Annotated in this window: 20 protein-coding genes and 1 pseudogene; 12 read left to right on the top strand and 9 right to left on the bottom strand. The window is 71.5% G+C overall.

The features are described from left to right. Positions 1–78 precede the first annotated feature (78 nt). Entirely contained in the window at positions 79–1,164 is a 1,086-nt protein-coding gene (locus P9K36_RS22460) for an acyltransferase (RefSeq protein WP_278306021.1), read from the top strand. Here the strand turns inward: P9K36_RS22460 and P9K36_RS22455 are convergent. Beyond that, a complete protein-coding gene (locus tag P9K36_RS22455; RefSeq protein ID WP_075380863.1) occupies positions 1,151–2,329 on the bottom strand; it encodes an endo-1,4-beta-xylanase in 1,179 nt (392 codons plus the stop codon). The two genes, P9K36_RS22460 and P9K36_RS22455, sit on opposite strands and share 14 nt — an antisense overlap. 153 nt (positions 2,330–2,482) lie before the next feature. On the opposite strand from P9K36_RS22455, the gene P9K36_RS22450 reads away from it, so the two are divergent. After that, positions 2,483–3,325 (top strand): SDR family NAD(P)-dependent oxidoreductase, encoded by an 843-nt coding sequence (locus tag P9K36_RS22450; protein ID WP_278306020.1) that lies wholly within the window; start codon positions 2,483–2,485, stop codon positions 3,323–3,325. 150 nt (positions 3,326–3,475) lie between these two features. Here P9K36_RS22450 and P9K36_RS22445 read toward each other — a convergent pair. Beyond that, positions 3,476–3,764, bottom strand: a pseudogene (locus tag P9K36_RS22445) (GIY-YIG nuclease family protein). Positions 3,765–3,983: 219 nt separating this feature from the next. On the opposite strand from P9K36_RS22445, the gene zwf reads away from it, so the two are divergent. Together zwf and P9K36_RS22435 are read left to right on the top strand one after the other, a co-directional pair. Then, positions 3,984–5,456 (top strand): glucose-6-phosphate dehydrogenase, encoded by a 1,473-nt coding sequence (gene zwf / locus P9K36_RS22440; protein ID WP_278306019.1) that lies wholly within the window; start codon positions 3,984–3,986, stop codon positions 5,454–5,456. 121 nt (positions 5,457–5,577) lie between these two features. Further along, positions 5,578–5,778: a hypothetical protein gene (locus tag P9K36_RS22435; protein WP_043357814.1), complete on the top strand. Its 201-nt coding sequence runs from the start codon at positions 5,578–5,580 to the stop codon at positions 5,776–5,778. A gap of 99 nt (positions 5,779–5,877) precedes the next feature. Here the strand turns inward: P9K36_RS22435 and P9K36_RS22430 are convergent, their stop codons facing one another. Further along, a complete protein-coding gene (locus P9K36_RS22430; RefSeq protein WP_053609124.1) occupies positions 5,878–7,392 on the bottom strand; it encodes a glucan biosynthesis protein in 1,515 nt (504 codons plus the stop codon). A 271-nt stretch (positions 7,393–7,663) separates the two neighbouring features. Here P9K36_RS22430 and mdoH point away from each other — a divergent pair, with 271 nt between their 5' ends. Then, entirely contained in the window at positions 7,664–9,592 is a 1,929-nt protein-coding gene (gene mdoH, locus P9K36_RS22425) for a glucans biosynthesis glucosyltransferase MdoH (RefSeq protein WP_053609125.1), read from the top strand. A gap of 411 nt (positions 9,593–10,003) precedes the next feature. Beyond that, positions 10,004–10,669 carry a L,D-transpeptidase gene (locus P9K36_RS22420; RefSeq protein ID WP_043385259.1) on the top strand — a complete coding sequence of 222 codons (666 nt, stop codon included), beginning with the start codon at positions 10,004–10,006 and terminating at the stop codon, positions 10,667–10,669. A gap of 52 nt (positions 10,670–10,721) precedes the next feature. Here P9K36_RS22420 and P9K36_RS22415 read toward each other — a convergent pair whose 3' ends face one another. Together P9K36_RS22415 and P9K36_RS22410 are read right to left on the bottom strand one after the other, a co-directional pair. Continuing rightward, on the bottom strand, positions 10,722–11,048 hold the full coding sequence (locus P9K36_RS22415; RefSeq protein ID WP_053609126.1) for a cupin domain-containing protein: 327 nt from the start codon (positions 11,046–11,048) through the stop codon (positions 10,722–10,724). 202 nt (positions 11,049–11,250) lie between these two features. Continuing rightward, the gene (locus P9K36_RS22410; RefSeq protein WP_043357798.1) at positions 11,251–11,673 is read right to left on the bottom strand and encodes a DUF971 domain-containing protein; all 423 of its coding nucleotides are present in this window, start codon (positions 11,671–11,673) and stop codon (positions 11,251–11,253) included. Between the two features lie 81 nt (positions 11,674–11,754). Here P9K36_RS22410 and moaA point away from each other — a divergent pair, with 81 nt between their 5' ends. After that, on the top strand, positions 11,755–12,807 hold the full coding sequence (moaA, locus tag P9K36_RS22405) for a GTP 3',8-cyclase MoaA (protein ID WP_043357795.1): 1,053 nt from the start codon (positions 11,755–11,757) through the stop codon (positions 12,805–12,807). Between the two features lie 108 nt (positions 12,808–12,915). Here the strand turns inward: moaA and radA are convergent, their stop codons facing one another. Together radA and alr are read right to left on the bottom strand one after the other, a co-directional pair. Next, positions 12,916–14,352, bottom strand: coding sequence for a DNA repair protein RadA (gene radA / locus P9K36_RS22400; protein ID WP_043385270.1), 1,437 nt, complete (start codon positions 14,350–14,352; stop codon positions 12,916–12,918). A 46-nt stretch (positions 14,353–14,398) separates the two neighbouring features. Beyond that, entirely contained in the window at positions 14,399–15,508 is a 1,110-nt protein-coding gene (alr, locus tag P9K36_RS22395; RefSeq protein ID WP_278306018.1) for an alanine racemase, read from the bottom strand. A gap of 263 nt (positions 15,509–15,771) precedes the next feature. Between alr and P9K36_RS22390 the strand changes: the two genes are divergently transcribed. The 5 genes from P9K36_RS22390 to P9K36_RS22370 all read left to right on the top strand — a co-directional run bounded on the left by P9K36_RS22390 (position 15,772) and on the right by P9K36_RS22370 (position 20,587). Further along, complete coding sequence (locus P9K36_RS22390) at positions 15,772–16,380, top strand: CvpA family protein (protein ID WP_043357783.1); 609 nt, start codon at positions 15,772–15,774, stop codon at positions 16,378–16,380. 131 nt (positions 16,381–16,511) lie between these two features. Beyond that, entirely contained in the window at positions 16,512–17,987 is a 1,476-nt protein-coding gene (gene purF, locus P9K36_RS22385; RefSeq protein WP_043357788.1) for an amidophosphoribosyltransferase, read from the top strand. 65 nt (positions 17,988–18,052) lie between these two features. Next, positions 18,053–18,802 (top strand): SDR family NAD(P)-dependent oxidoreductase, encoded by a 750-nt coding sequence (locus P9K36_RS22380; protein ID WP_053609128.1) that lies wholly within the window; start codon positions 18,053–18,055, stop codon positions 18,800–18,802. Between the two features lie 194 nt (positions 18,803–18,996). After that, a complete protein-coding gene (locus P9K36_RS22375; RefSeq protein WP_043385327.1) occupies positions 18,997–19,407 on the top strand; it encodes a dihydrofolate reductase in 411 nt (136 codons plus the stop codon). Between the two features lie 61 nt (positions 19,408–19,468). Beyond that, positions 19,469–20,587 carry a carboxylate-amine ligase gene (locus P9K36_RS22370; RefSeq protein WP_043385278.1) on the top strand — a complete coding sequence of 373 codons (1,119 nt, stop codon included), beginning with the start codon at positions 19,469–19,471 and terminating at the stop codon, positions 20,585–20,587. An 85-nt stretch (positions 20,588–20,672) separates the two neighbouring features. Here the strand turns inward: P9K36_RS22370 and der are convergent, their stop codons facing one another. Next, entirely contained in the window at positions 20,673–22,028 is a 1,356-nt protein-coding gene (der, locus tag P9K36_RS22365; protein WP_053609129.1) for a ribosome biogenesis GTPase Der, read from the bottom strand. Positions 22,029–22,057: 29 nt separating this feature from the next. Then, positions 22,058–22,768: a tetratricopeptide repeat protein gene (locus tag P9K36_RS22360; protein WP_043357771.1), complete on the bottom strand. Its 711-nt coding sequence runs from the start codon at positions 22,766–22,768 to the stop codon at positions 22,058–22,060. Positions 22,769–22,815 lie beyond the last annotated feature (47 nt).

The raw sequence follows: 22,815 nt of genomic DNA, 5'->3' as shown, positions 1-22,815 counted from the left end.
GCGCTTATGCTGGGCCCCTGACGCGACAGGAGATCGACCTCCGCCATGCCGGATTCCGGGTTACTGGTCCCGAAGACGATGCCCTACCTGCCTCAGCTCGACGGGGTGCGGGCGCTCGCCATCCTGATCGTGTTCGCGGCCCATTGCGGCTACAGCCACGTTGTGCCGGGCGGCTTCGGCGTCACCGTCTTCTTCTTCCTCAGCGGCTACCTGATCACCACGCTCCTGCGGATCGAGCGGGCGCAGACGGGCGCGGTGTCGCTCCCGGCCTTCTACCTCCGGCGCAGCCTGCGCATCCTGCCCCCGATGTACCTGACCCTGCTCGCCTCCGGCGCCCTCTACGGGGCGGGATGGCTGGACTGGATGCACGTCGAACCGGCGGCGATCCTCGGACAGGCGACGTTCCTGACCAACTATCCCGGCCTGTTCGGCACCGAGGCGGTGCTGCCGGTGCCGCTGTGGAGCCTCGCCATCGAGGAGCACTTCTACCTCGTCTTCCCGCTGGCCTTCGTGCTCTGGCTCGGGCGCCTCCGGCCGCGCCGTGCGGCTCTGGCCTGCCTGGGGCTCTGCGCGGTGGTGCTGGCGATCCGGTGCGAGAACGTCTGGCGGCTGCCGGATTACAGCCTGAACTACAGCTGGACCCACACGCGGATCGACGCGATCCTGTTCGGCTGCTGCCTCGGGTTGTGGAACAACCCGGTGGTCCCGGCCGACCGGGCGTGGCGCCCCACGGCCTGGCACGTCGCGGCCAGCCTCGCGGTGATCCTCGGAACCCTGGCGGTCCGCGAGCCCGCCTTCCGGGAGAGCCTGCGCTACACGCTCCAGAGCGCCGCCCTGTTCGTGCCCTTCGCGTACCTGCTGCACGGCGAGGGGCCTATGGTCCGGCTGCTCGCCAGCCGGCCGATGCGCCAGCTCGGGCTGTGGTCCTACAGCTTCTACCTCGCACACATGACCGTGGTGGCGCTGGTGCTGCACGTGAGGCCCGGGCTGCACGGCGTCGGGCTGATGCTGGCGGCCTTCCCGGTGACGCTGCTGTGGTGCTGGGGGATGTACGCGGTCGTCGAGCGCCCCTGTGCGCGCCTTCGCCGCCGGCTCCTCGCGGACCGGCCGCCGGAGCCGAGCCTGGCCGAGGACGGACGCCGGGCCGGCGTCACGCCCGCCTGAGCGTCTCGCGGGCGGCTTTGTGATCCGGCGCGGCCTCGAAGGCCGCCTTCATGGCGTGCCACAGGGGCTTGCGCCGGAACTGCGCGTCGAGGGGCAGGGCCCGCTGCGGCAGGCCATCCGGCCGCTTGCGGTAGGGATGGTCGTTCAGCCACGTGTCGGGGTCGTAGATGTCCCAGGTCAGGACGTCGAGGCAGGCGGGCTCGTCCAGCACCACGTCGAGGTAGCGCCGGGCGTAATCGGCCACCTTCCGGTCGCGGGTCGCCACGTCGGACGGGAAGGCGCGGTCGTCGATGTCGAGTTCGGTGATCGCGATGCCGAGCCCCATCTGGCCGATCTCCCGGAGGAAGCGCCGCAGCTGGCCCTGGTCGATCGGGATCGTGCTGGTGAGGTGCGACTGAAGCCCGAAGCGCCGGATCGGCACGCCGCGGGACCGCATCGCCTCCAGGCGGCGCAGGACCTTGGTGCGCTTGGCCTCCATCCAGGGCACGCCCTGCTCCACCGCGTCCTCGTTCCAGGTGCCGGCGGCCGCCGGGTCGGTCTCGTGCAGGATCCGGAACGCGAGGTCGACGTAGCCGGGGCCGATCGCGGCGAGCCAGGGCGAGTCGCGCAGGCCCCCGCCGCGGTCGGGATCGGCCTCGTTGCCGAAGATCTCGTTGACCACGTCCCAGGCGACGATTTGGCCCCGGTAGTGGCCGGCCACCGTCTCGATCCAGCGCCGCATGAAATCCTCGGCCTGGACGGCGCTCGCCCGGCCGAGCAGCGGGCCGACCCAGGGCGGCAGCGCCGCGTGCCAGACGAGCGTGTGGCCGCGCATGCGCTGGCCGTTTCCCCGCGCGAAGCGCAGGATCGCGTCGCCGCGGGCGAAGTCGGTCTTGCCGGGCGCGGGCAGGACCTCCTCCATCTTCATCTCGGTGCCGCAGACGAGGATGCCGCATTCCCGCGCCACCGCCTGCCGGTAGGCGGGCGTCGAATCGAAGCGGTGGAACGGGACCTCGCAGCCGTAGAGCAGGCCCTTGGCGGCCGCCGCGGCCTGGAGGCTGTCGCCCGACCAGGACGGACGGCCGAGGGGACCGAACCCCGCCGGGCCGGCCGCACGCGCCGCATGGGCGAGGCCGAGGGAGGCCGCACCGGCGAGGATCGACCGGCGGCTCGGGGGAGGGGGCATCCGGGTGCTTCGTTCCGAAGGGTGTCCGGTCACCCTAGCAGAAGCCGCCGCCGCGGCGATCCGCGGGTTCTGCCGGGTCGCGGGATCCGGCTCGAACTCGCCTTCCGTCCGGCTCGCCCCATCTGAAGGGCGCCACGCCTCCGAGGATCCGTAATGAGCCAGAACCCCGCGATCAGCCCCGGCCGCAGCGCGGTCGTCACCGGCGCTGCGAGCGGCATCGGGCTCGCCGCCGCGCAGGCCTTCGCGCGGGCCGGCATGAACGTCTGGCTCGCCGACCTGCCGGGGCCGGCCCTGGACGCGGCCCGCGCCGCCGTGGCCGAACTCGCCGCCGTCGAGGTCCGGGCCATACTCACCGACGTGTCGGATCGCGGGGCGGTGGAAGCCCTGGCGGCTGCCGTCGCCAAGGCCGGGCCGCCGGCCCTGGTGATGCTGAATGCCGGCATCGAGGCCGGTGGGAAACTGTTCTCCGACGCCGACACCTGGACGCGGATCCTGGGCACCAATCTCGGCGGCGTGGTCAACGGCATCCACGCCTTCGCGCCCGGCATGATCGCGGGCGGCAAGCCTGGGGCGATCATCGTCACCGGCTCGAAGCAGGGCATCACCACGCCGCCGGGCAACGCGCCCTACAACGTCTCGAAGGCGGGGGTGAAGGCGGTCACCGAGGCGCTCGCCCACGAGCTGCGCAACCGCGAAGGATGCCGGACCACCGCCCACCTGCTGATCCCGGGCTTCGTCTATACGGGCCTCACCAAGGCCCGGGGCGTCGCCGAGAAGCCCGCGGGAGCCTGTACGCCCGACGAGACCGTGGCCTTCATGCTGGAGCGGCTCGCCGCCGGCGACTTCTACATCCTCTGCCCCGACAACGAGACCACCCGGGCGCAGGACGCGAAGCGGATCGCCTGGGCGGCGGGCGACATCATCGAGAACCGGCCTGCCCTGTCGCGCTGGCACCCGGATTTTTCCGAAGGCTTCAAGCGGTACATGGAGGGGTGACCCATACGGCCTCGCTCGGCCCTGGGTCACTTCGCTCCGCTCGCGAAGACGGGGGAGCGAGACTCGACGCGTGGCTGCGCGCGGGTTGCCGCGTTCACCGTCCTTGCGAGCGCAGCGAAGCAATCCAGGGAGCCGCGACGCCGGACCTGTTCACGCGAGATCTGGATACAGGTCGTTCCAATCCGGATTCATCGCCTTGATCAGCGCGAGCTTTTTCTTCCGTGAGCCCGCCTTGATCTGCTTCTCGCGCGTGATGGCCTCATTCATCGTGGGATAGCGCTCATACCAGACGAGGCGCTTGCAATCGTAGCGGCTGGTGAAGCCCTGGAGCAGCGCCTCGCGATGCTCGTAGACCCCGCCGGGCGAGGTTGGATGTCACGCCGGTGTAGAGCGTCCCGTTGCGGCGGCTCGCCATGATGTAGACGGCCGGCTCACGCATCGTGCTGCCTTTCGGCGTCGGCGCGCGGCCCTGGGTTGCTTCGCCGTGCTCGCAAAGACGGAGCGTGACGTCATCGGGTTGCCCAAAGCTGTCGCGGCCGCGCCCCGGCCCGGGCAGCGCTGGTCCGCGCCCCGAGTCTGGCGAAGCCCTTGCACACGGGCTAGGTCAGTGCGACGCAGCCGCCGCACGAGACCAGCGCACGACAACCGGGAGCCGCACTTGGCCACGATCATTCCCGTCGCCTCCTTCGACTGCGTCGTGTTCGGCGCGACCGGCGATCTGACCGCGCGAAAGCTTCTGCCGGCCCTGTTCTACCGCTTCCGGGACGGGCAGATCCCGGAGACGAGCCGGATCATCGGTGCCTCGCGCTCGGAATTGTCCCTCGACGCCTTCCACGAGCATGCCCGCGACGCCCTGAAGCGTTTCGTCCCCGCCGCCGACCTGTCGGAGGACATGCTCCATCGCTTCCTCGACCACGTCGACTACGTCGCGGTCGACGGCGCCGGCGACAGCGGCTGGACGGACCTCGTGGCCAAGCTCGACGAGCGGCCCGACCAGGTCCGGCCCTACTACCTCGCCACCTCGCCCGACCTCTACGGCTCGATCTGCCGCAACCTCGCCGCCCACGGGCTCGTCGGCGAGAAGTCCCGCGTCGTGCTGGAGAAGCCGATCGGCAAGGACCTGAAATCGGCCCGGGCGATCAACGACGCGGTCGGCGAGGTCTTCCCCGAATCGCAGATCTTCCGGATCGACCACTATCTCGGCAAGGAGACGGTCCAGAACCTGCTCTCGCTCCGCTTCGCCAACACGATCTTCGAGCGGCTTTGGACCTCGGACGTGATCGACCACGTCCAGATCACGGTCGCCGAGACGGTGGGGGTCGAGGGCCGGGCCGGCTACTACGACACGTCGGGCGCGATGCGCGACATGCTGCAGAACCACATCCTGCAGCTCCTGTGCCTCACCGCCATGGAGAGCCCGCTCAACCTCGAGGCGAACTCGGTCCGCGACGAGAAATTGAAGGTGCTCCGCGCCCTCAAGCCGATCACCACGCACGATATCCAGAGCGTGACGGTGCGCGGCCAGTACGTGGCGGGCGCCGTCGACGGCAAGCCCGTCGAGGGCTACCTCTCCGAGCTCGGCCACGAGAGCCGGACCGAGACCTTCGTCGCCATGAAGGTCGAGATCCAGTCCGGCCGCTGGGCCGGCGTGCCGTTCTACCTGCGCACCGGCAAGCGCCTGCCCCGGAAGCTCTCGGAGATCGTGGTGCAATTCCGCGCCTCGCCGTTCTCGATCTTCCCCGAGGAGGCGTTCGGCCGCGAGCCGAACCGCCTCGTGATCCGCCTGCAGCCGCAGGAGGGCATGAAGCTCGAGGTGATGACCAAGGATCCGGGCCCCGGCGGCCTGCGCCTGCGTCCCACCGATCTCGACATCTCCTTCGAGGAGACCTTCAAGCAGCGCTATCCCGACGCCTACGAGCGCCTGCTGATGGACGTGGTCCGCGGCAACGCCACCCTGTTCATGCGCCGCGACGAGGTCGAGGCCGCCTGGGCCTGGGCGGACGGCGTGCTCAAGGCCTGGGCCGACCGGCCCGAGGCGCCCCGGCCCTACCCGGCGGGGAGCTGGGGGCCGACCGCCGCCATCGCGCTGATCGAGCGCGACGGCCGGACCTGGCACGAGGAACTGCGGTAACGACGGTCTTCGGCTTACGGCCAAGCTGCCTTGATACGGTCAAGCCAGATGTAAAATCTGTCTGCGCCGTCGGATACCGCCCCGCGAGAGGGCGGATACGGCGCAGCACGAGGGATCATCAATGCTGGACAATCATCACGACGCGGCCGCTCAGGCCGAGCGTCGCCTGGAGCGTTCGGTCGCCGCCGCCCTGCGCGTCATCGCCGCCGCCCATGTCGAGCGGCAGGCCCCGCCGGTCTCCGCCGCCCGTCGCCGCCTGAGCGAGGTCTACGGCGCCACCCGCCTGGCCCGCCGCCTGGAGCAGGAGCGCCGGACCGCCTGAGCGTTCGCGGCCCGAACCGTCGCGCCGCGCCCCGGTCGGAGCGGCGAGACCCGGCGTCGCGCTGCCCCGGGTCGCTTCGCGTCGCGCGCGATCACGGGGTTACAGGGCGGCGTCCCAGGTCTCGCTGAGGGGCGTCGTCCCGCGGACCAGCCGGGCGCGCAGCACGACGTCGCCCGCCGGCATCGGTTCCGGCGGGCGCCACTCGACATAGATCCGCCAGCCGCCGGTCTGCGGCACGAAGTTGGCCACCGGCTCGTGCATCGTGCCGGCACTGGCCGAGACCTCGGCGGTGACCGCCTCGTCGGCAGATTTCGGCAGGCCCGGACCCTCGAAATCGATCACGCAGAGCCGCCGCTGCGGGCTCGGCGGGGTGATGGGGCGCAGGCGTTCCGCGGACCCGAATCGCGTCGAGGTCACCCGGGCGAGGGCGGCGTCCGGGATCGCCGGCACGGGCTCCGCCCCCACCGTGGTCAGGCCGTAGGCGAGATGCAGCGGCGCGCCGGGCTGCGCCGGCGCCGCGGGCACGAAGGCCGCCACGATGTTGTCCATGTACTCTTCGCCCGACGGGATCTCGAAGAGCTGCACGGCGCCGTTCGCGAAGGCGCCCCCGGCGGGATCCGGGGCCACCCACAGGCCCGGACGCGCCTCGTGCCGCGCCTCGACGTCGAGATAGGCCGCGAAGGTCCGCTCCCGCTGCAGCAGCCCGAAGCCGGCGAGTGGCCGGGCCGCGAAGGCGGAGATCTGCGGCTGCTTGCGCCCGTTGACCAGGGGCCGCCAGATCCGGTCGACCCGCGCCGAATCGGCCCCGGCCGCGACGCAGAGGCCGTCGGAATCGTGGACCTGCGGCCGGAAATCGTCGAACGGCTTGGCCCCCCGCGCCCCGGGCCCGTTCTGCCCGTACAGGAACATGCTGGTGAGGGGGGCCAGCCCGAGCTTCGCGATCGACCGGCGTGGATGGAGCGCCGCGGTGACGGCGATCCGCGCCGGGTCTCCGGGGCTGATGGCGAACCGGAAGGCGCCTGCCACGCTCGGGCTGTCGAGCAGCGAGAGCACCGTCAGGGTGCGGGCTTCCGGTTCCGGTTCGCAGATCCAGTGGGCGACGAAGTCGGGAAATTCCTCGCCCTCCGGCGCGCCCGTGCCGATGGCGAGCCCCCGGGCCGAGAGCCCGTATTCCTGATGGGCCGCGCGCAGGCGGAAATAGGAGGCCCCCAGGAAGACGAGAAACTCCTCCTGGAAGCCCTTCGGTCGCCAAGCCGGCGTGTCCGGGAAGGCGTAGTGCAGGCGGAAGCCCGCGAAGCCGAGATCCGGCGCGAAGCTCTGGCCGGCGAGCCGCCGGCCCAGATCGAACAGGCGGGTCTCGTAGGGGATCGGGCGCGCCGGCCCGCGCCGCGGCTGGAGGTAGAGCGCCACGCGCTTGCGCTGCAGGAAGCCGCGGTGGAACAGCTGGGCGCTGAAATGGTCGCCGAGGTGCAGGCTCTCGGCCGGACGGAAGGTGATGGCGCGGTAGCCGTCGTAGTCGAGGGCGGCGAGCGCCGGCGGAAGATCCTCGGGCGGGGCGGCATAGGGGGCCGCGGCGAGACGTGCCGCCTCCGCCGACAGGGTTTCGAAGGTCATCGCGCCCCCCTGCGGCGGAAGCGCCGGCCCGGCCCACGTTCTGGACCCATTCAGATCAGCCGCGCTAGGTAGAACCGTGCCGGCAGCCGCGGCCAGAGCTGTTCGAAGAACGCGGCGTCGGGAGGGGGGATTGATCCGTTCGGCTTCCGGCGGTCTGCGCTGCCGGGTCGGCTCCGTGTCCTCACCCCGCACATCGGTATCCACGGTCATCGGTTCCCGGCCTCCGACGGCCGGGCGGCCGGCAGCCTTCCACGGTCGAGTTCCTCGCGCCATGTCCTCACGCGTCACCTCCTCCGCCGAGCGGTCGCACCGGAACGCGGATCCCGCCATACCCGATCCGTCGGACGCCGCATCCTGTCGCGAGGTCTGGACCGGCGCGGGCCGCGGCGCCCTGCGCGCCCGGCGCCTGGCCCTGGCCGTCCCGAGCCTCGGCACCGCCGGCGGTCTCGTGTGGCTCGCCGCGCTCGCCTATCCGGCGGGCGTCAGCCCGCTTGCCTGGGCGGTCCTGGTTCTGTTCGGCCTCGTGATGGGCTGGCAGGCCTTCGTCGCCTGCCAGTACGTCTACGGGTTCGTCGCTTCCCTCCTGGGCGACCGGGCGAAATCCGCGCTGGAGCGCCGCTCCGAAGCGGCGGGTGCCGGGCCGGCCGGGACCGGACGCACTGCCGCCGTGGTGGCGATCCACGCCGAGGACGCGGTCGCGGTGTTCGCCCGCCTGCGGGTGATGGCCCGCTCGCTGGCCCGTACCGACGCGCAGGGCATCGACATCTTCGTCCTCTCCGACACGCGGGACGGGGCGATCGCCGCCGTGGAGGAGCACGAATTCGCGCGCATCCAGGCCTGGGCGGCACAGGATCCGGCCCTGCCGCGGATCCGCTACCGGCGCCGGACGGAGAATCTCGGCCGCAAGGCCGGCAACATCGGCGAGTTCTGCCGCAGCTACGGTGGCGAATACGCCTTCATGATCGTGCTGGATGCCGACAGCCTGATGACCGGCGCGGCCATGACCCGGCTCGTCGGGCTGATGCAGGCGAGCCCCCGCACCGGCCTGATCCAGACCGTCTCCTACGCGGCCGGTCGCGACACGCTCTTCGCCCGCATCCAGCAATTCGCCGTCCGCCTCTACGCGCCGCTGGCCTTGCGCTGCCTGGAGACCTGGCAGGGGCCGGAGGGCAGCTACTGGGGGCACAACGCGATCCTGCGGATCGAGGCCTTCGCGGAGAATGCGCAGCTCCCGAAGCTCCCGGGCCGGGAGCCGCTGGGCGGCGAGATCCTATGCCACGACATCGTCGAGGGCGCGCTGATGGTCCGCGCCGGTTGGGAGGTGCGGCTCCTGCCCGAGATGGGCGGCACCTGGGAGGAGATGCCCACCAACCTCATCGACCTGCTCGGCCGCGAGCGCCGCTGGTGCCAGGGCAATCTCCAGCACCTGCGCGTACTGCCCTGGGCGGGCCTGCACGCGGCGAGCCGCTGGCATCTCCTGGTCGGGATCCTCTCCTACGGGATGCTGCCGCTCTGGATCGCCTTCCTCGGCCTCGCCGCGTGGCAGGCCGCCCGGACCGGCGATCTCGGCCTCCTGGCCTACGGGCTGACCGGGCAGGGCGCGGCCGCCCACGCCCTGGCCGCCCTCAGCCTCGCAATCCTGGCCCTGCCGAAGCTCCTCAGCCTCGTCCATGTTCTGGCATCGCCGGAGCGCCGGGCGGCCTTCGGCGGCACCCGGGCGCTGCTCGCGAGCGCCGCCCTGGAGCAGGCGGCGTGGGTGTTCCTGTGGCCGGTCCTGACCCTGTTCACCGCCGGGGCCGTGGTCTCGACCTTCTTCGGCCGGGTGGTGCGCTGGGAGACGCAGGATCGCGACGATCGGCAACTGTCCTGGGCGGAGGCCTTCCGGCTCCAGGCGGACGCCGTGGTGGTCGGCGGGCTGATGGTCTTCGCGCTGCTCCTCGTCGGGAACGCGTGGCTCGCCCTCTGGATGGCGCCGCTGGCCCTGGCGCTCCTCACGAGCCCGGCCCAGAGCGTCTGGACGAGCCGGGCCGATCTCGGCCGCGCCGCCCGGGCGCGCGGCCTGTTCCTGAACGCCGACGACACCGCGCAGGCGCCGGAGCTCGCCGAACTCGCCCAGCTCCGCGGCCTGCCCTCCGCACCGGCTCCGCTCCGGACGCTCCCCCGCGAGCCGGCCATCTGGCTCGCCGCCGACGAGGCCTGATCCGGGCGCCGGTCGCGGGCCGTCGGTCGAGCCGGCCCTCGCCGTCGTCGCGCGCAGCGAAGCGCCCCAGGCGCGCAGGGCTGAAGGACCTGCCACGCGGACGGGATTGCCTCTCTCGGCGCGCAAGGACGGTGGTGCCGGCGCCATCGACCGGAGACGGGATGCGAGCAGGCCTTCGCCGGCGGGGCGAAGGCACCGGACGCCGGGACCGTCGGCATTCATCCCGGGGCTACGGCCAAGCTGCCACAGTGTTGCCATCGAGTCACGGGCGGGCGGAACCGCCCGGGCGGGGCGGTTTCAGGCTTGGATTCGAGGCGCGAGCGTTTACCCCTTGGCGAGGATCGGCACGGCATCGTGCCCCGGTATTCGCCGCGTTCCCGCCATAGTCCGCGCCTGCCCCGAGAGGCTTTGATGCGTCGTTTTCTCCCCGCCCTGATCGGGCTTTTCGGCGTGGCCGCCTCCGCCGCGCCGGTTCTGGCCTACGAGATCGACCCGCTGACCCGCCAGCCCCTGAACGACGCGCTCACCGTGCGCGTGCGCCCGCAGGCCGTCGAGACGGTTGCGGTGCCGGTGGCGAACGCCTCGCTCAACCCCGCCGACCCGCTGAACGCCGACGCCGCGGTCCCGCAGATGTCGGCGATCCCGCGCGAGACGGTGGCCTATAACGGCCCCTACGGCGCCGGCACGATCGTCGTCTCCACCGCCGAGCGGCGGCTCTACTACGTGCTGGGCGGCGGTCAGGCCCTGCGCTACGGCGTCGGCGTCGGCCGGCCGGGCTTTACCTGGGGCGGCGTGCAGACCATCACGATGAAGCGCGAGTGGCCGGATTGGCGCCCGCCGTCGACCATGCTGAAGCGCCGGCCCGACCTGCCGCGCTACATGAAGGGCGGCCTCGAGAACCCGCTGGGCGCCCGCGCCATGTATCTCGGCGGCTCGATCTACCGGATCCACGGCTCCAATGAGCCGGAGACCATCGGCACCGCCGTCTCGTCGGGCTGCATCCGCATGACCAACGACGACGTGACGGACCTCTACACCCGCGCCAAGGTCGGCACGAAGGTCATCGTCCAGCGCTGAGGCGTTCGGACCTTTGGGAGGGGCCGGCCGTCACAGGTCGGCCCTTTCGCGTTCAGGCGCCCGACAGGGTCACCAGCGCGTCCGGGCGCTTCACCTCGATCTCCACGAAGGCGATCGGGTGGTCCGAGCCGTTCATCACGTCGTGCCGGATGCCGGCCGGGCGCATGTAGGATTGGCCGGCCGCGAGCGCCGTCTCGCTCACCGCCGTGCCGTCGTGGACGCGCAGGATCCCATCCATCAGCATCACCACGAAGTAGGGCCAGCCGTGCTCGTGCCAGCCGGTCACGGCGCCCGGCGGGAAGTCCCAGCGGGTGATGCGCACGGTGGCGTCGTCCTGCTGGACGGTCGGGACGGCTGGGATGGTGCAGGCGAAGGCCATGGCGGCTCCAAGGGAAGCGGTCGGTGTGCCGTCATGGCGATGCAAGGCTTCGGCCTACCGGGCGGCGCAGTGACCCACGCCGTCCTCGCGCACGCGGCGCGACGCCCCAGGGTGGCGCGGCTTCAGCCGCCGAGCCGCGGCGGCCGGTCGTCGCGGCATCCCGCGCCGGAAACGGTGCGGCGAGCAGCGTCCGCCGCGGCCCTCAATGGCACCCGCACGAACCCGAGCCGCAGCCCCCGCCGGACTTGACCGAAGCCTGCCGCGCCGTGTCGCGGTCGAGGCCGCGCTCGGCGAGTTCGCCGAGATAGGTGGTCCAGCGCGTCTCGTACTCGCGGCCGAGGGTGTGGAGGTAGCCCCAGCCATAGATGCCGGTGTCGTGCATGTCGTCGAAGCCGAGCTTCACCGCGTAGTTGCCGATCGGCTCCACCGCCAGGATCGCCACGGACCGCTTGCCGCCGATCACCTTGCGCTCCAGCGGTGAGTGGCCCTGCACCTCGGCCGAGGGGCTCGACACGCGCAGGTACTCGGCCGGCAGGGCGAAGCGCGCCCCGTCCTCGAAGGCGACGTTGAGCACCCGCCGATCGGCCGACAGGCGGATCTCAGTCGGCCACAGATCCTCGCTCACGGGTCACACTCCTCACGCAATCTGGGGCTGCGGCGCGGGACCTGCTTGCCCGCGACCGTCCGGGACATCATATGCCGGACGATGCTCGATGACAGCTCCCTGACGCCGCAGACGTCCGCGGTCGGCGTGCCCGCCGGGCCCGCCCCGCTGATCGACCCGTTCCAGCGGGCGATTTCGTATCTGCGCATCTCGGTGACGGATCGTTGCGATCTGCGCTGCGCCTACTGCATGTCCGAGCACATGCAGTTCCTGCCCAAGCGCGATCTGCTGACCCTGGAGGAGCTGGACCGGCTCTGCGGCGTGTTCATCGCCCGGGGCGTCCGCAAGCTCCGGATCACCGGCGGCGAGCCGCTGGTGCGGCGCGACATCATGCACCTGTTCCGCCGCCTCTCGCGCCACCTCGATTCCGGCGCGCTGGAGGAGCTGACGCTGACCACCAACGGCACGCAGCTCACGCGCTACGCGGACGAGCTGGCGAGCCTCGGCGTGCGCCGGATCAACGTCTCGCTGGACACCCTCGACCCCGACAAGTTCCGGGAGATCACCCGCCGGGGCGATCTCGCGGTGGTGCTCGACGGCATCGCGGCGGCGCGGGCCGCCGGGATGAAGGTCAAGATCAACGCGGTGGCGCTGCGCGACGTCAACGCCGACGAGATCCCCGACATGATCGCCTGGGCGCACGGCCTCGGCATGGACATGACGCTGATCGAGGTCATGCCGCTCGGCGAGATCGAGGCGGACAGGACCGACCAATTCCTCCCCCTGTCGGTGGCCCGGCAGCGCCTGGAGACCCGCTACACCCTCACGCCGCTGCCCGACCGCACCGGCGGCCCGGCGCGTTACGTGCGCGTCGAGGAGACCGGCGGGAAGCTCGGCTTCATCACGCCGCTGACCCATAATTTCTGCGAGAGCTGCAACCGGGTGCGGCTGACCTGCACCGGCCAGCTCTACATGTGCCTCGGTCAGGAGGATTCGGCCGATCTGCGGGCGGTGCTGCGCGCCTCCCAGGACGACGCGGTGCTGGCCGCGGCCGTGGTCGAGGCGATCACCCGCAAGCCCAAGGGCCACGACTTCGTCATTGAGCGCCAGCGCCCGGCCGCCGTGCCGCGGCATATGAGCGTGACGGGCGGCTGACAGACCAACCCCGGCGCCACGCGCGCCCTCTCCCGTGTGGGACAGGGAACCCGCGCTCGTCCCTCGAACGGTGTGGAGCCTGCCGGCGCAGGCCGTCGTTCGGCGACCTCACATTTCCTCGTCGGCGTAGCGTGCCTGTTGCCGCCCGCGCTGCCCGGAGCCCTTCCGCGGCGCCCCCGCGCTGATCCCCGCCACCAGATCGGCGATGTGGCGCAGCGTCTCCACCGACAGCGCCTTCTCGCCCTCGCCCCGGCCCTGCGGGATCAAGGCCTTGGCGAAGCCGAGCTTCTGGGCCTCCTTGAGCCGGGATCCGGCCTGGGCGACCGGCCGGATCGCCCCCGACAGGCCGATCTCGCCGAAATACACGGTCTCCGGCGGCAGCACCGCCCCCGACAGGGAGGAGACCAGGGCGGCCGCCACCGCCAGATCCGCCGCGGGCTCGGTGATGCGCAGGCCCCCCGCCACGTTCAGGTAGACGTCGTGGCTCCCGAGCCGGATGCCGCCATGGGCCTCCAGCACGGCGAGCACCATCGACAGCCGGTTCGGGTCCCAGCCGACCACGGCGCGCCGGGGCATGCCGAGTGACGATGGCGCCACCAGCGCCTGGATCTCCACCAGCAGCGGCCGGGTGCCTTCCATCCCTGCGAAGACCGCGGTGCCGGCCGCCTGATGGTCCCGGCCCGCCAGGAACAGGGCCGAGGGATTCGGCACCTCGCTGAGGCCCGCATCGGTCATCTCGAACACGCCGATCTCGTCGGTGGGCCCGAACCGGTTCTTCACGGCGCGCAGGATCCGGAAATGGTGGCCCTGGTCGCCCTCGAAGGACGCGACTGCGTCGACCATGTGCTCCACCACCCGGGGGCCGGCGATCTGCCCGTCCTTGGTGACGTGGCCGACCAGGATCACCGCCGTGCCGGTGGTCTTGGCGAAGCGGATCAGCGCCTGGGCCGAGGAGCGCACCTGGGTCACCGTGCCGGGGGCCGATTCCACCGTCTCGGTCCACATGGTCTGGATCGAGTCGATGATCGCCAGGGCCGGCGGCCGGCCCTGGCTCAGGGTCTCGACGATGTCCTCGACATTGGTCTCGGCGGCGAGCTGCACGGGGAGCGCGCTGAGCCCCAGCCGCTCCGCCCGCAGGCGCACCTGTCCCACCGCCTCCTCGCCCGAGATGTAGGCGACCCGCTCACCGGTCCCCGCCATGGCGGCGGAGGCCTGCATCAGCAGGGTCGACTTGCCGATGCCGGGATCGCCGCCGAGCAGGATCACCGAGCCGCGCACGAAGCCGCCACCGGTGACCCGGTCGAGCTCGCCGATCCCCGAGGGGATGCGCGGCGCCTCCTTGGCCTCGCCGGTCAGCCCCTCCAGCGGGAAGACCCGGCCGCGGTTGCGCGACGGCCGGGTCGCCGCCGGCCCGGACTGCCCGGGAGCCGAAGGCGCCTCCTCGACGATCGTGTTCCAGCCGTTGCAGGCCTCGCAGCGCCCGCGCCAGCGGTTGTAGACCGCCCCGCAGGACTGGCAGACGAAGGTCTGATGGATCTTGGCCATTCGAATCCGGGGCGCCGTCGGTCCGGCGGATCAGCGGGGAGGTGCGTCAGCCTACATAATCTCGAACATAACGAGAACCTAGCCCGGTCAGGATCTCGTAGCCGATCGTGCCGGCAGAGCGCCCGACCGCGTCGATGTCGAGGCTGTCGCCGATCAGCACCGCGGTTGCGCCGCGCGTCGCTGCGGGCGCCGCAGTGACGTCGAGGATGATGAGATCCATCGAGACGAGGCCGAGGATCGGGCAAGGCACGCCGCCGACCAGCGCCTGCCCGCGCCCGCTGATCGCCCGCGGGAACCCGTCGGCGTAGCCGAGGGAGAGCGTCGCGAGCCGGCTCGGCCGGGGCGCGGTCCAGCGGCCGTTATAGCCCGCGGTCGCTCCGACTGCGACGTCGCGTACCTGTGCGATCAGCGCCTCCAGCCGCACCACCGGGCGCATCGGGTTGGCGCCCCCCGGAATCGGGTTGCCGCCGAACAGGGCGTAGCCCGGCCGCAGGAGATCGTGCCGGGCCCCGTCGAGGAAGACGCCCGACGAGTTCGCCAGCGAGGCCCGGAGTTGCGGATACGCCGCCCGGACGCGGGCGAAATCGGCGATCTGCCGGGCGTTGACCGGATCCTCCGGCTTCTCGGCGCTGACGAAGTGGCTGAGGAGCAGGTCGATCCCGGCCGCGGTGATCCGCCCATCGCCCGCGAGATCGAGCGCTTCCGGCACGGGCAGGCCCAGACGGTTCATGCCGGTATCGACGTGGAGTGCCGCCGGCAGGCGGCCGGACGAGAGCGCCGCCCAGTCCGACAACTCCGCGATGCTGCCCAGCACCGGGCGCAGCTCGTGCGCCGCGAAGGCTTCCGCGGCGCCCGGTGGCAGACCGTTCAGGATGTAGATCGCCGCCTCGGGCAGGGCGGCACGGGCCGCGACCCCCTCCGACAGATGGGCGACGAAGAAGGTCCGGCAGCCGGCGGCCCACAGGGCCGGCCCGACGCGACCGATGCCGCAGCCGTAGGCGTCGGCCTTCACCACTGCGGCGCAGTCGGCGCCCGCGCCGCGGGCCGCCAGGAACCGCCAGTTGGCCACGATCGCCCCGAGGTCGATCGTGAGCCGGGCGCCGTGGGCGCCGATCTCCGTCACAGGTCCGGCCTCGGCCACGCAGACCGCCTCCATCCATTCGCCACCGGGGCTCCGGAAGCACAGACCGGACCCCAGGCCGGACCCATAGCACCGGTACGGCGCCCGGGTGGAGCCGGGCCCTCGGCGCGGCGGCTCGCGCCCTGGTGAACGGAGCGGCTGATGCAAGGACGGCACAGCGCGCGATCAGGCGGGCTCGCGAGGGTGACGGCCGAGATCCGGCTTGGTATAAATCCACCGCGGTCCGGGGGAGCCGCAGGTCGGACACGGCATCCCCGCGGGTACCAAAAAGTTTAACGATGCCGTTTACCGTCCTGGATCTCGCCGTGCTCGGCATCGTCGCGGTTTCCGCGCTGCTCGCGGCCGTGCGCGGCGTCACCCGCGAGGTGCTGGCGATCGTCGCCTGGGTTGCCGCCGCCGCGGTCGCCTGGACGCTCCATCCGATGCTGCTGCCGACCGTGAAGCAGCACGTGAACAGCGACACCGTCGCGCTGGTCGCCTCGATCGCGGCGATCTTCCTCGGCACCCTGATCATCGTGTCGATCATCACGGTCAAGATTTCCGACGTGGTGCTCGATTCGCGGATCGGCGCCGTCGACCGTTCCCTCGGCTTCCTGTTCGGCGCGGCCCGCGGCTTCCTGATCTGCGTGATCGGCTGGGTGTTCCTGTCCTGGCTGGTCCAGGGCAAGGTGCCGGACTGGGCCGCCCAGGCCCGCACGCGCCCGATGCTGGAGAAGTCCGGCGACGCCCTCGTGGCGCAGCTGCCCGAGAATCCGGAAGGCTTCCTCAAGCAGTTCAAGAAGCCGAAGGTCGCCACGCCGCCCAATGAGGCGGCCGACGCCCCGGCCGAGACCGACGCGGCGCCCCAGCGCCGGACCGAGACCGCGCCGACCCCGACGCGACGCTGATCTGCGGTATTCGCCGTAGGACTCGTCGTGCGGAACGCCTAGATAGCGGTTCCGGTGGTGCACGGATTGCTTCCGCGACGACCGGCGCGTCGGCCCTTCGCCGCCGGGATCTGTGAGTGATCGACCGCCTCATGTCACACGCCGCCGCCTCCACCGACGCTTTCAATTTCGATCTCGATGGCGACACGCTCCGGGAGGAGTGCGGCGTCTTCGGCATCTTCGGCCATCCGGAGGCCTCGGCCATCGTCGCGCTGGGGCTGCACGCCCTTCAGCACCGCGGCCAGGAGGCGGCCGGCATCGTCTCCTTCGACGGCTCGGTGTTCCACTCCGAGCGGCGCCCCGGCCTCGTGGGTGATTCCTTCTCGGACGGCGACACCATCGCCCGCCTGAAGGGCCGCGCCGCCATCGGGCACGTGCGCTACTCGACCACCGGCGGGACGATCCTGCGCAACGTCCAGCCGCTCTTCGCGGAGCTCGCCAGCGGCGGGCTGGCAGTCGCCCATAACGGCAATCTCACCAACGCCCTGTCGATCCGCCGCGACCTCGTCCGCGACGGTGCGATCACCCAGTCGACTTCCGACACCGAGGTGATCCTCCACCTCGCGGCCCGCTCCCGGAAGCCGCGGATCATCGAGCGCTTCATCGACGCCCTGCAGGCGATCCAGGGCGCCTACGCGATCGTGGCGCTCACCAACAAGAAGTTGATCGGTGCCCGCGACCCGCTGGGCATCCGCCCGCTGGTGCTGGGCGAGCTGGACGGCCGCTACATGCTGGCCTCCGAGACCTGCGCACTGGACATCATCGGCGCCCGGTTCGTCCGCGACATCGAGAACGGCGAGATCGTGGTGATCTCCGAGGAGGGGATCGAATCGATCCGCTTCGCCGACGCCGTGCCGATGCGGCCCTGCATCTTCGAATACATCTACTTCGCCCGGCCGGACTCGGTGGTGAACGGCAAGAGCGTCTACGGGGTGCGCAAGGCGATCGGCCGGGAACTGGCCCGCGAAGCCGCCGTCACGGCCGACATCGTCGTGCCGGTGCCGGATTCCGGCGTCCCGGCGGCACTTGGCTTCTCGCAGGAGACCGGGATTCCCTTCGAGATGGGGATCATCCGCAACCATTATGTCGGGCGGACCTTCATCCAGCCGACCCAGTCGGTGCGCGAACTCGGCGTGCGGATGAAGCACTCGGCCAACCGCGCGGCGATCGAGGGCAAGAGCATCGTCCTCGTGGACGACAGCCTCGTGCGCGGCACGACCTCGGTGAAGATCGTCCGGATGATGCGCGAGGCCGGGGCCGCCGAGGTGCATTTCCGGATCGCCTCGCCGCCGATCACCTACCCGGATTTCTACGGGATCGACACGCCCGAGCGGGAGAAGCTGCTCGCCGCGACCCACGATCTCGAGGCGATGCGCAAGTATATCGGCGCGGATTCGCTCGCCTTCCTGTCGATCCCCGGCCTGTACCGGGCGATGGGCGAGGAGGCCCGGAACGCCGCCTGCCCGCAATACACCGACCATTGCTTCACGGGCGACTACCCGACCGGCCTCACGGACCTCTCCATCGCCGGCCCGAAGCGCTTCGCCATGCTGGCCGAGGCGGATTGACGGATCTGCGGATTCCGTGCGCGGACGGGCATCCCCCGCGGGCGTAAATGCGCTAGGTCCTCTCCATGGCTGAGTCTCAGAAACCCCTGGAAGGCCGCGTCGCGGTCGTCACCGGCGCGTCCCGCGGCATCGGGCGCGCTGCCGCCCTGGCGCTCGCCGGCGCCGGCGCCCACGTGATTGCGGTGGCGCGCACCGTCGGCGCCCTGGAAGAGCTGGACGACGGCGTGCGGGCGGCCGGCTCCAGCGCCACCCTCGTGCCGTTCGACCTCGCCGATTACGACGCGATCGACCGCCTCGGCGCGGCGATCAACGAGCGCTGGAAGCGCCTCGACATCCTGATCGCCAATGCCGGCATCCTCGGCGCGCTCATGCCCATCGGCCACATCACCCCGAAGATCTGGGGGCAGGTGATGGACGTGAACGTCACCGCCAACTGGCGCCTGATCCGCTCCCTCGATCCGCTGCTGCGCATGTCGGATGCCGGGCGGGCGATCTTCGTCTCCTCGGGGGCGGCCTCGAAGTGCCGGCCCTACTGGGGACCCTACTCGGTGTCGAAGGCGGCACTGGAGGCCCTGGTGCGGACTTACGCGGCCGAGAACGAGAGCACGGCGATCCGGGCCATGCTGCTCAATCCCGGACCCCTGCGGACCGGCATGCGCCGCTCGGCCATGCCCGGGGAGGACCCCGAGACCCTCAAGACGCCCGAGGACCTCGCCCCCCATTTCGTGCGGCTCGCCGCGCCGGACTGGGCCGAGACCGGCAAGCTCTACGATTTCCCCACCGACCGGGTGCTGAGTTTCCGCGCACCTGAATGAGCCGGTACCCTGTTATTCGAACACGCACCCCACCGCCTCCCTCATCCTGAGGTCCCGGAGCGCAGCGGAGGCCTCGAAGGCGGGCTCCACAGGTCGCGCGATCCCTGGACCCCGCCTGCGAGGCCCGCTCGCGCGGGCACCTCAGGATGAGGGGGGATGGGGGAGGCCTGATCTTCCTGTCTGAGTTGCTTCCCATGATCGACGTCCGCTGCATCTGTGCGATCGGCCTGCGCGGCCAGCTCGGCCTCAACGGCCAGCTGCCCTGGGAGGGCAACACCGATCCGCTGTTCGTGGAGGACGTGACGCGTTTCTTCGCGCTGACCATGGGCCATGTCCTGATCGCCGGGCCGAAGACGGTGGCCTCGGTGCCCGAATTCGCCTTCAAGGACCGCACCATCGACGTGATCCGCAGCCACGAGGATCCGGAGGCGGTGCTCAAGCGCTATCCCGGCCGGCGGATCTTCGTCGGCGGCGGGATCGCGGTGTGGAACGTCTACGCCAAGTACATCCAGAACTGGGACATCACCCGCCTGCCCTACGACGGCGAGGCCGACCGCTGGTTCGATCCCGCCTGGCTGGTGGGCGGACCGCTGCGCGCGGCCTGAACGGCACCTTCCCGTGAGCCGGCGCGTTGGCCGCGCACGCGTCGCGTTTCCGGAGGCCACGATGAGCGCCCACAGCTACCGCTTCGGCATCGAGGAGGAATACTTCCTGGCCGATGCCGAGACCCGTGGGACACCGCGCGGCGACCTCGCCGCCTTCCACGCGCGGGTGAAGGCGGAACTCCCCGAGACGGGACGCGAATTGGTCGCCGCACAGGTCGAGGTCTGCACCCCGCCGCTCACCGACGCGAGCGCCGCCCGGGCGAATCTCGGCGGCCAGCGGGCCCGGCTCGCCGGCATCGCCGCGGAGAATGGGCTGGCGCTCCTCGCCTGCGGCACGCATCCCCTCGCGCGCTGGTCGCGCCAGACCGCCACGGACGGCGAACGCTACAAGGGCATCCTGTCGGATGTCGGCATCGCCGCCCGGCGGGCCCTGATCTGCGGGATGCATGTCCATGTCGAGGTGCCGGACCCGGAGGCCCGCATCGATCTCATGAACCGGCTGCTGCCGTTCCAGCCGCTGCTGCTCGCCCTCTCGGCCTCCTCGCCGTTCTGGCAGGGCGAGGCGACGGGGCTCAAGGCGTACCGGCTCAGCGTCTTCGGCGAGCTGCCCCGCACCGGCCTGCCGGAGCTTTTTTCCGATGCCGCCGCCCATGCGCGGTTCGTCGCCATCATGACCCGCTCGGGCGCCATCGCCGATGCGAGCTTCCTGTGGTGGTCGCTGCGCCCCTCGATCAAGTTCCCGACGCTGGAATTGCGCATCGCCGATGCCTGCACGCGGCTCGACGATTCGCTGTGCGTCGCCGCCCTGTTCCGCTGCCTCGTGCGCCTGTGCGTGCGCCGGCCCGACCTCCATGCCGATCTCGACGGCGTCTCGCGGGCGCTGGCCTCCGAGAACCTCTGGCGCGCCCAGCATAGCGGCGTGGCCGCGGCGCTGATCGACGAGGCGCGGGGCGACGCCGTCCCGTTCCCGGAGGCGCTGGAGGCGGTGCTCGCCCTCGTGGCCGAGGATGCGGACGCCCTCGGCTGTGCAGCGGACGTGGCCCGGGCCCGGTCGATCGTGGCCGAGGGGACCAGCGCGGACGGGCAGATCGCGGCTTTCGAGGCCGCGCTGTCCGAGGGCAAGGACGAGCGCTCCGCGCTGGCGGCGGCGGTGGACTGGATCGCCGACGCGGCGCGGTAGAGCGGGCCCCGTCCGCCCGCCGCATCCTGAGGTGCGGGAATGCAACGCAGGCCTCGACGGGGACCCCCGCCCGGCCGCGGCTGGATCAGCCCTTGTCGAACGGATTCTGCGAGGTCCGCAAGCTCAGGCGGATCGGTGTGCCCGGCAGGTCGAAGGCCTCGCGCAGGCCGTTCACGAGGTAGCGCGTGTAGGATTTCGGCAGGGCGTTGAGCTGGTTGCCGAACAGCGCGAAATGCGGCGGCCGGCTCTTCACCTGCGTGGCGTAGCGGATCTTGATCCGCCGGCCCGACACCGCCGGCGGCGGGTTGCGGGACGTCGCCTCGTTCAGCCAGTCGTTGATGCGCGAGGTCGAGATCCGCCGGTCCCAGACCTCGGAGGCCTGCACCACCGCCTGCATCAGCTTGTCGACGCCGTCGCCGGCCAGCCCCGAGAGCGGCACGACCGCGACGCCGCGCACCTGCGGCAGCAGCCGGGTGCAATCCTCGCGCAGCTGCTTCAGCAGGCCCGGCTGGTCGGCCACGAGGTCCCATTTGTTGAGGCCGATCACCAGGGCGCGGCCCTCGCTCTCGACGAGGTCGACGATGGTCAGATCCTGCTTCTCGAAGGGGATCGTGGCATCGAGGAGCACCACCACCACCTCGGCGAAGCGCACGGCGCGCAAGCCGTCCGAGACCGCGAGCTTCTCCAGCTTGTCGTCGATCCGGGCGCGGCGGCGCATCCCGGCGGTGTCGTGCAGCTTGATCCGCCGCCCGCGCCATTCCCAATCGAGGGAGATCGAGTCGCGGGTGATGCCGGCCTCGGGGCCGACGAGCAGCCGGTCCTCGCCGAGCATGCGGTTGATCAGCGTCGACTTGCCGGCATTCGGGCGACCGACAATGGCGACCTTGAGAGACCGGCCGCCAGGGGCGTCCGTGTCGTCCTCCTCGTCCTCGTCCTCGTCGCGCTGGGGCAGGGCGCCCTTGAGCGCCTCGTGCAGCTCGCCCAGGCCCTCGCCATGCTCGGCGGAGAACGGGATCGGGTCGCCGAGCCCGAGGGTGAAGGCCTCGTAGGCCCCGGCGAGCCCGGCCCCGCCCTCGGCCTTGTTGGCGATCAGGATCACCGGGCAGCCGGCCCGGCGCACCAGTTCGGCGAAGGGCTGGTCGGCCGGCAGCACGCCGGCGCGGGCGTCGATCACGAACAGCACTACGTCGGCGGCGAGGATCGCCGCCTCGGTCTGCATCCGCATCCGGCCCGTGAGGGTCGCGGCGTCGGCCTCCTCCAGGCCGGCGGTGTCGATCACCCGGAACTGGAGGCCGCCGAAGGTGACGTCGCCCTCGCGCCGGTCGCGGGTGACGCCCGGGCGGTCGTCGACCAGCGCGAGCTTCTTGCCCACGAGGCGGTTGAACAGGGTCGACTTGCCGACGTTCGGCCTCCCGACGATCGCGACGGTCGGCATATCCATGGTGGTTCTCGAAACAGTCCGAACAGAAATCAGCGCGTGATCGGCGGGGGCGGGGCAGCGGGCTCGGGCTTGGCCTCGGTCACCGTCACGGGGCCGCCCGCGACGATCGCCGCGTAGACCTCGATCCGATCCCGCAGGTTCCGCGGGGTATCAGGATCGGCCACGATCTGGTCGAACCAGCGTCCGGCCTCCTCGTAATCGCCCTTCTTCAAGGCGGCGAGGCCCAGCATCTCCCGGGCGGTGTGGCGGAACGGGGTGCCGGCGGCCAGGCCCTGGAGGTTGGCCAGCGCCGGATCCGGGTTCGGCCCGTCGAGGCGCAGCAGGGCCGCGCGCAGGCGCGCGAGGTCGCGCAGGCCGTCGCCCAGGCCGGTATCGTCGGCGAGCTTGTCGAACTCCGCGGCGCCTGCCGCGGCGTCGCGCTTGCCGGTCTCGGCCGCCGCCCGGAACCGGGCGAGCAGGCGGTAGCCCGCCGGGCCCTGCGCCTCCAGGGCGTCGAAGGCCTTGTCGGCCTCCGCGACCTTGCCGTCCTTGGCGAGGCGGTTGGCGTCGTCGAACTGCACCGAGGCCACCTCGGCCGCCGCGCGCTGCTGGGCCTGCCAGTAGCGCCAGCCCGCGACGCCCGCCACCACGAGCACGGCGAGCGCGATGATCACGCCGCTGTAGCGCTTCCAGATCTGAAGGATCCGGTCGCGGCGGTAATCCTCGTCGACCTCGCGAAGGAACTCGTTGTTCTCGGCCATTCTATCCCGGCCCGCATGATTTCAGCGGACCACCTCGTCTCGTTCGG

Origin of the sequence: Methylobacterium sp. 391_Methyba4, from assembly GCF_029691625.1 — a bacterium.
Taxonomy (GTDB): Bacteria; Pseudomonadota; Alphaproteobacteria; order Rhizobiales; family Beijerinckiaceae; genus Methylobacterium; species Methylobacterium fujisawaense.
Note: the sequence above shows the minus strand (reverse complement) of the source record. Positions and strands in the feature narration are given on the sequence as shown.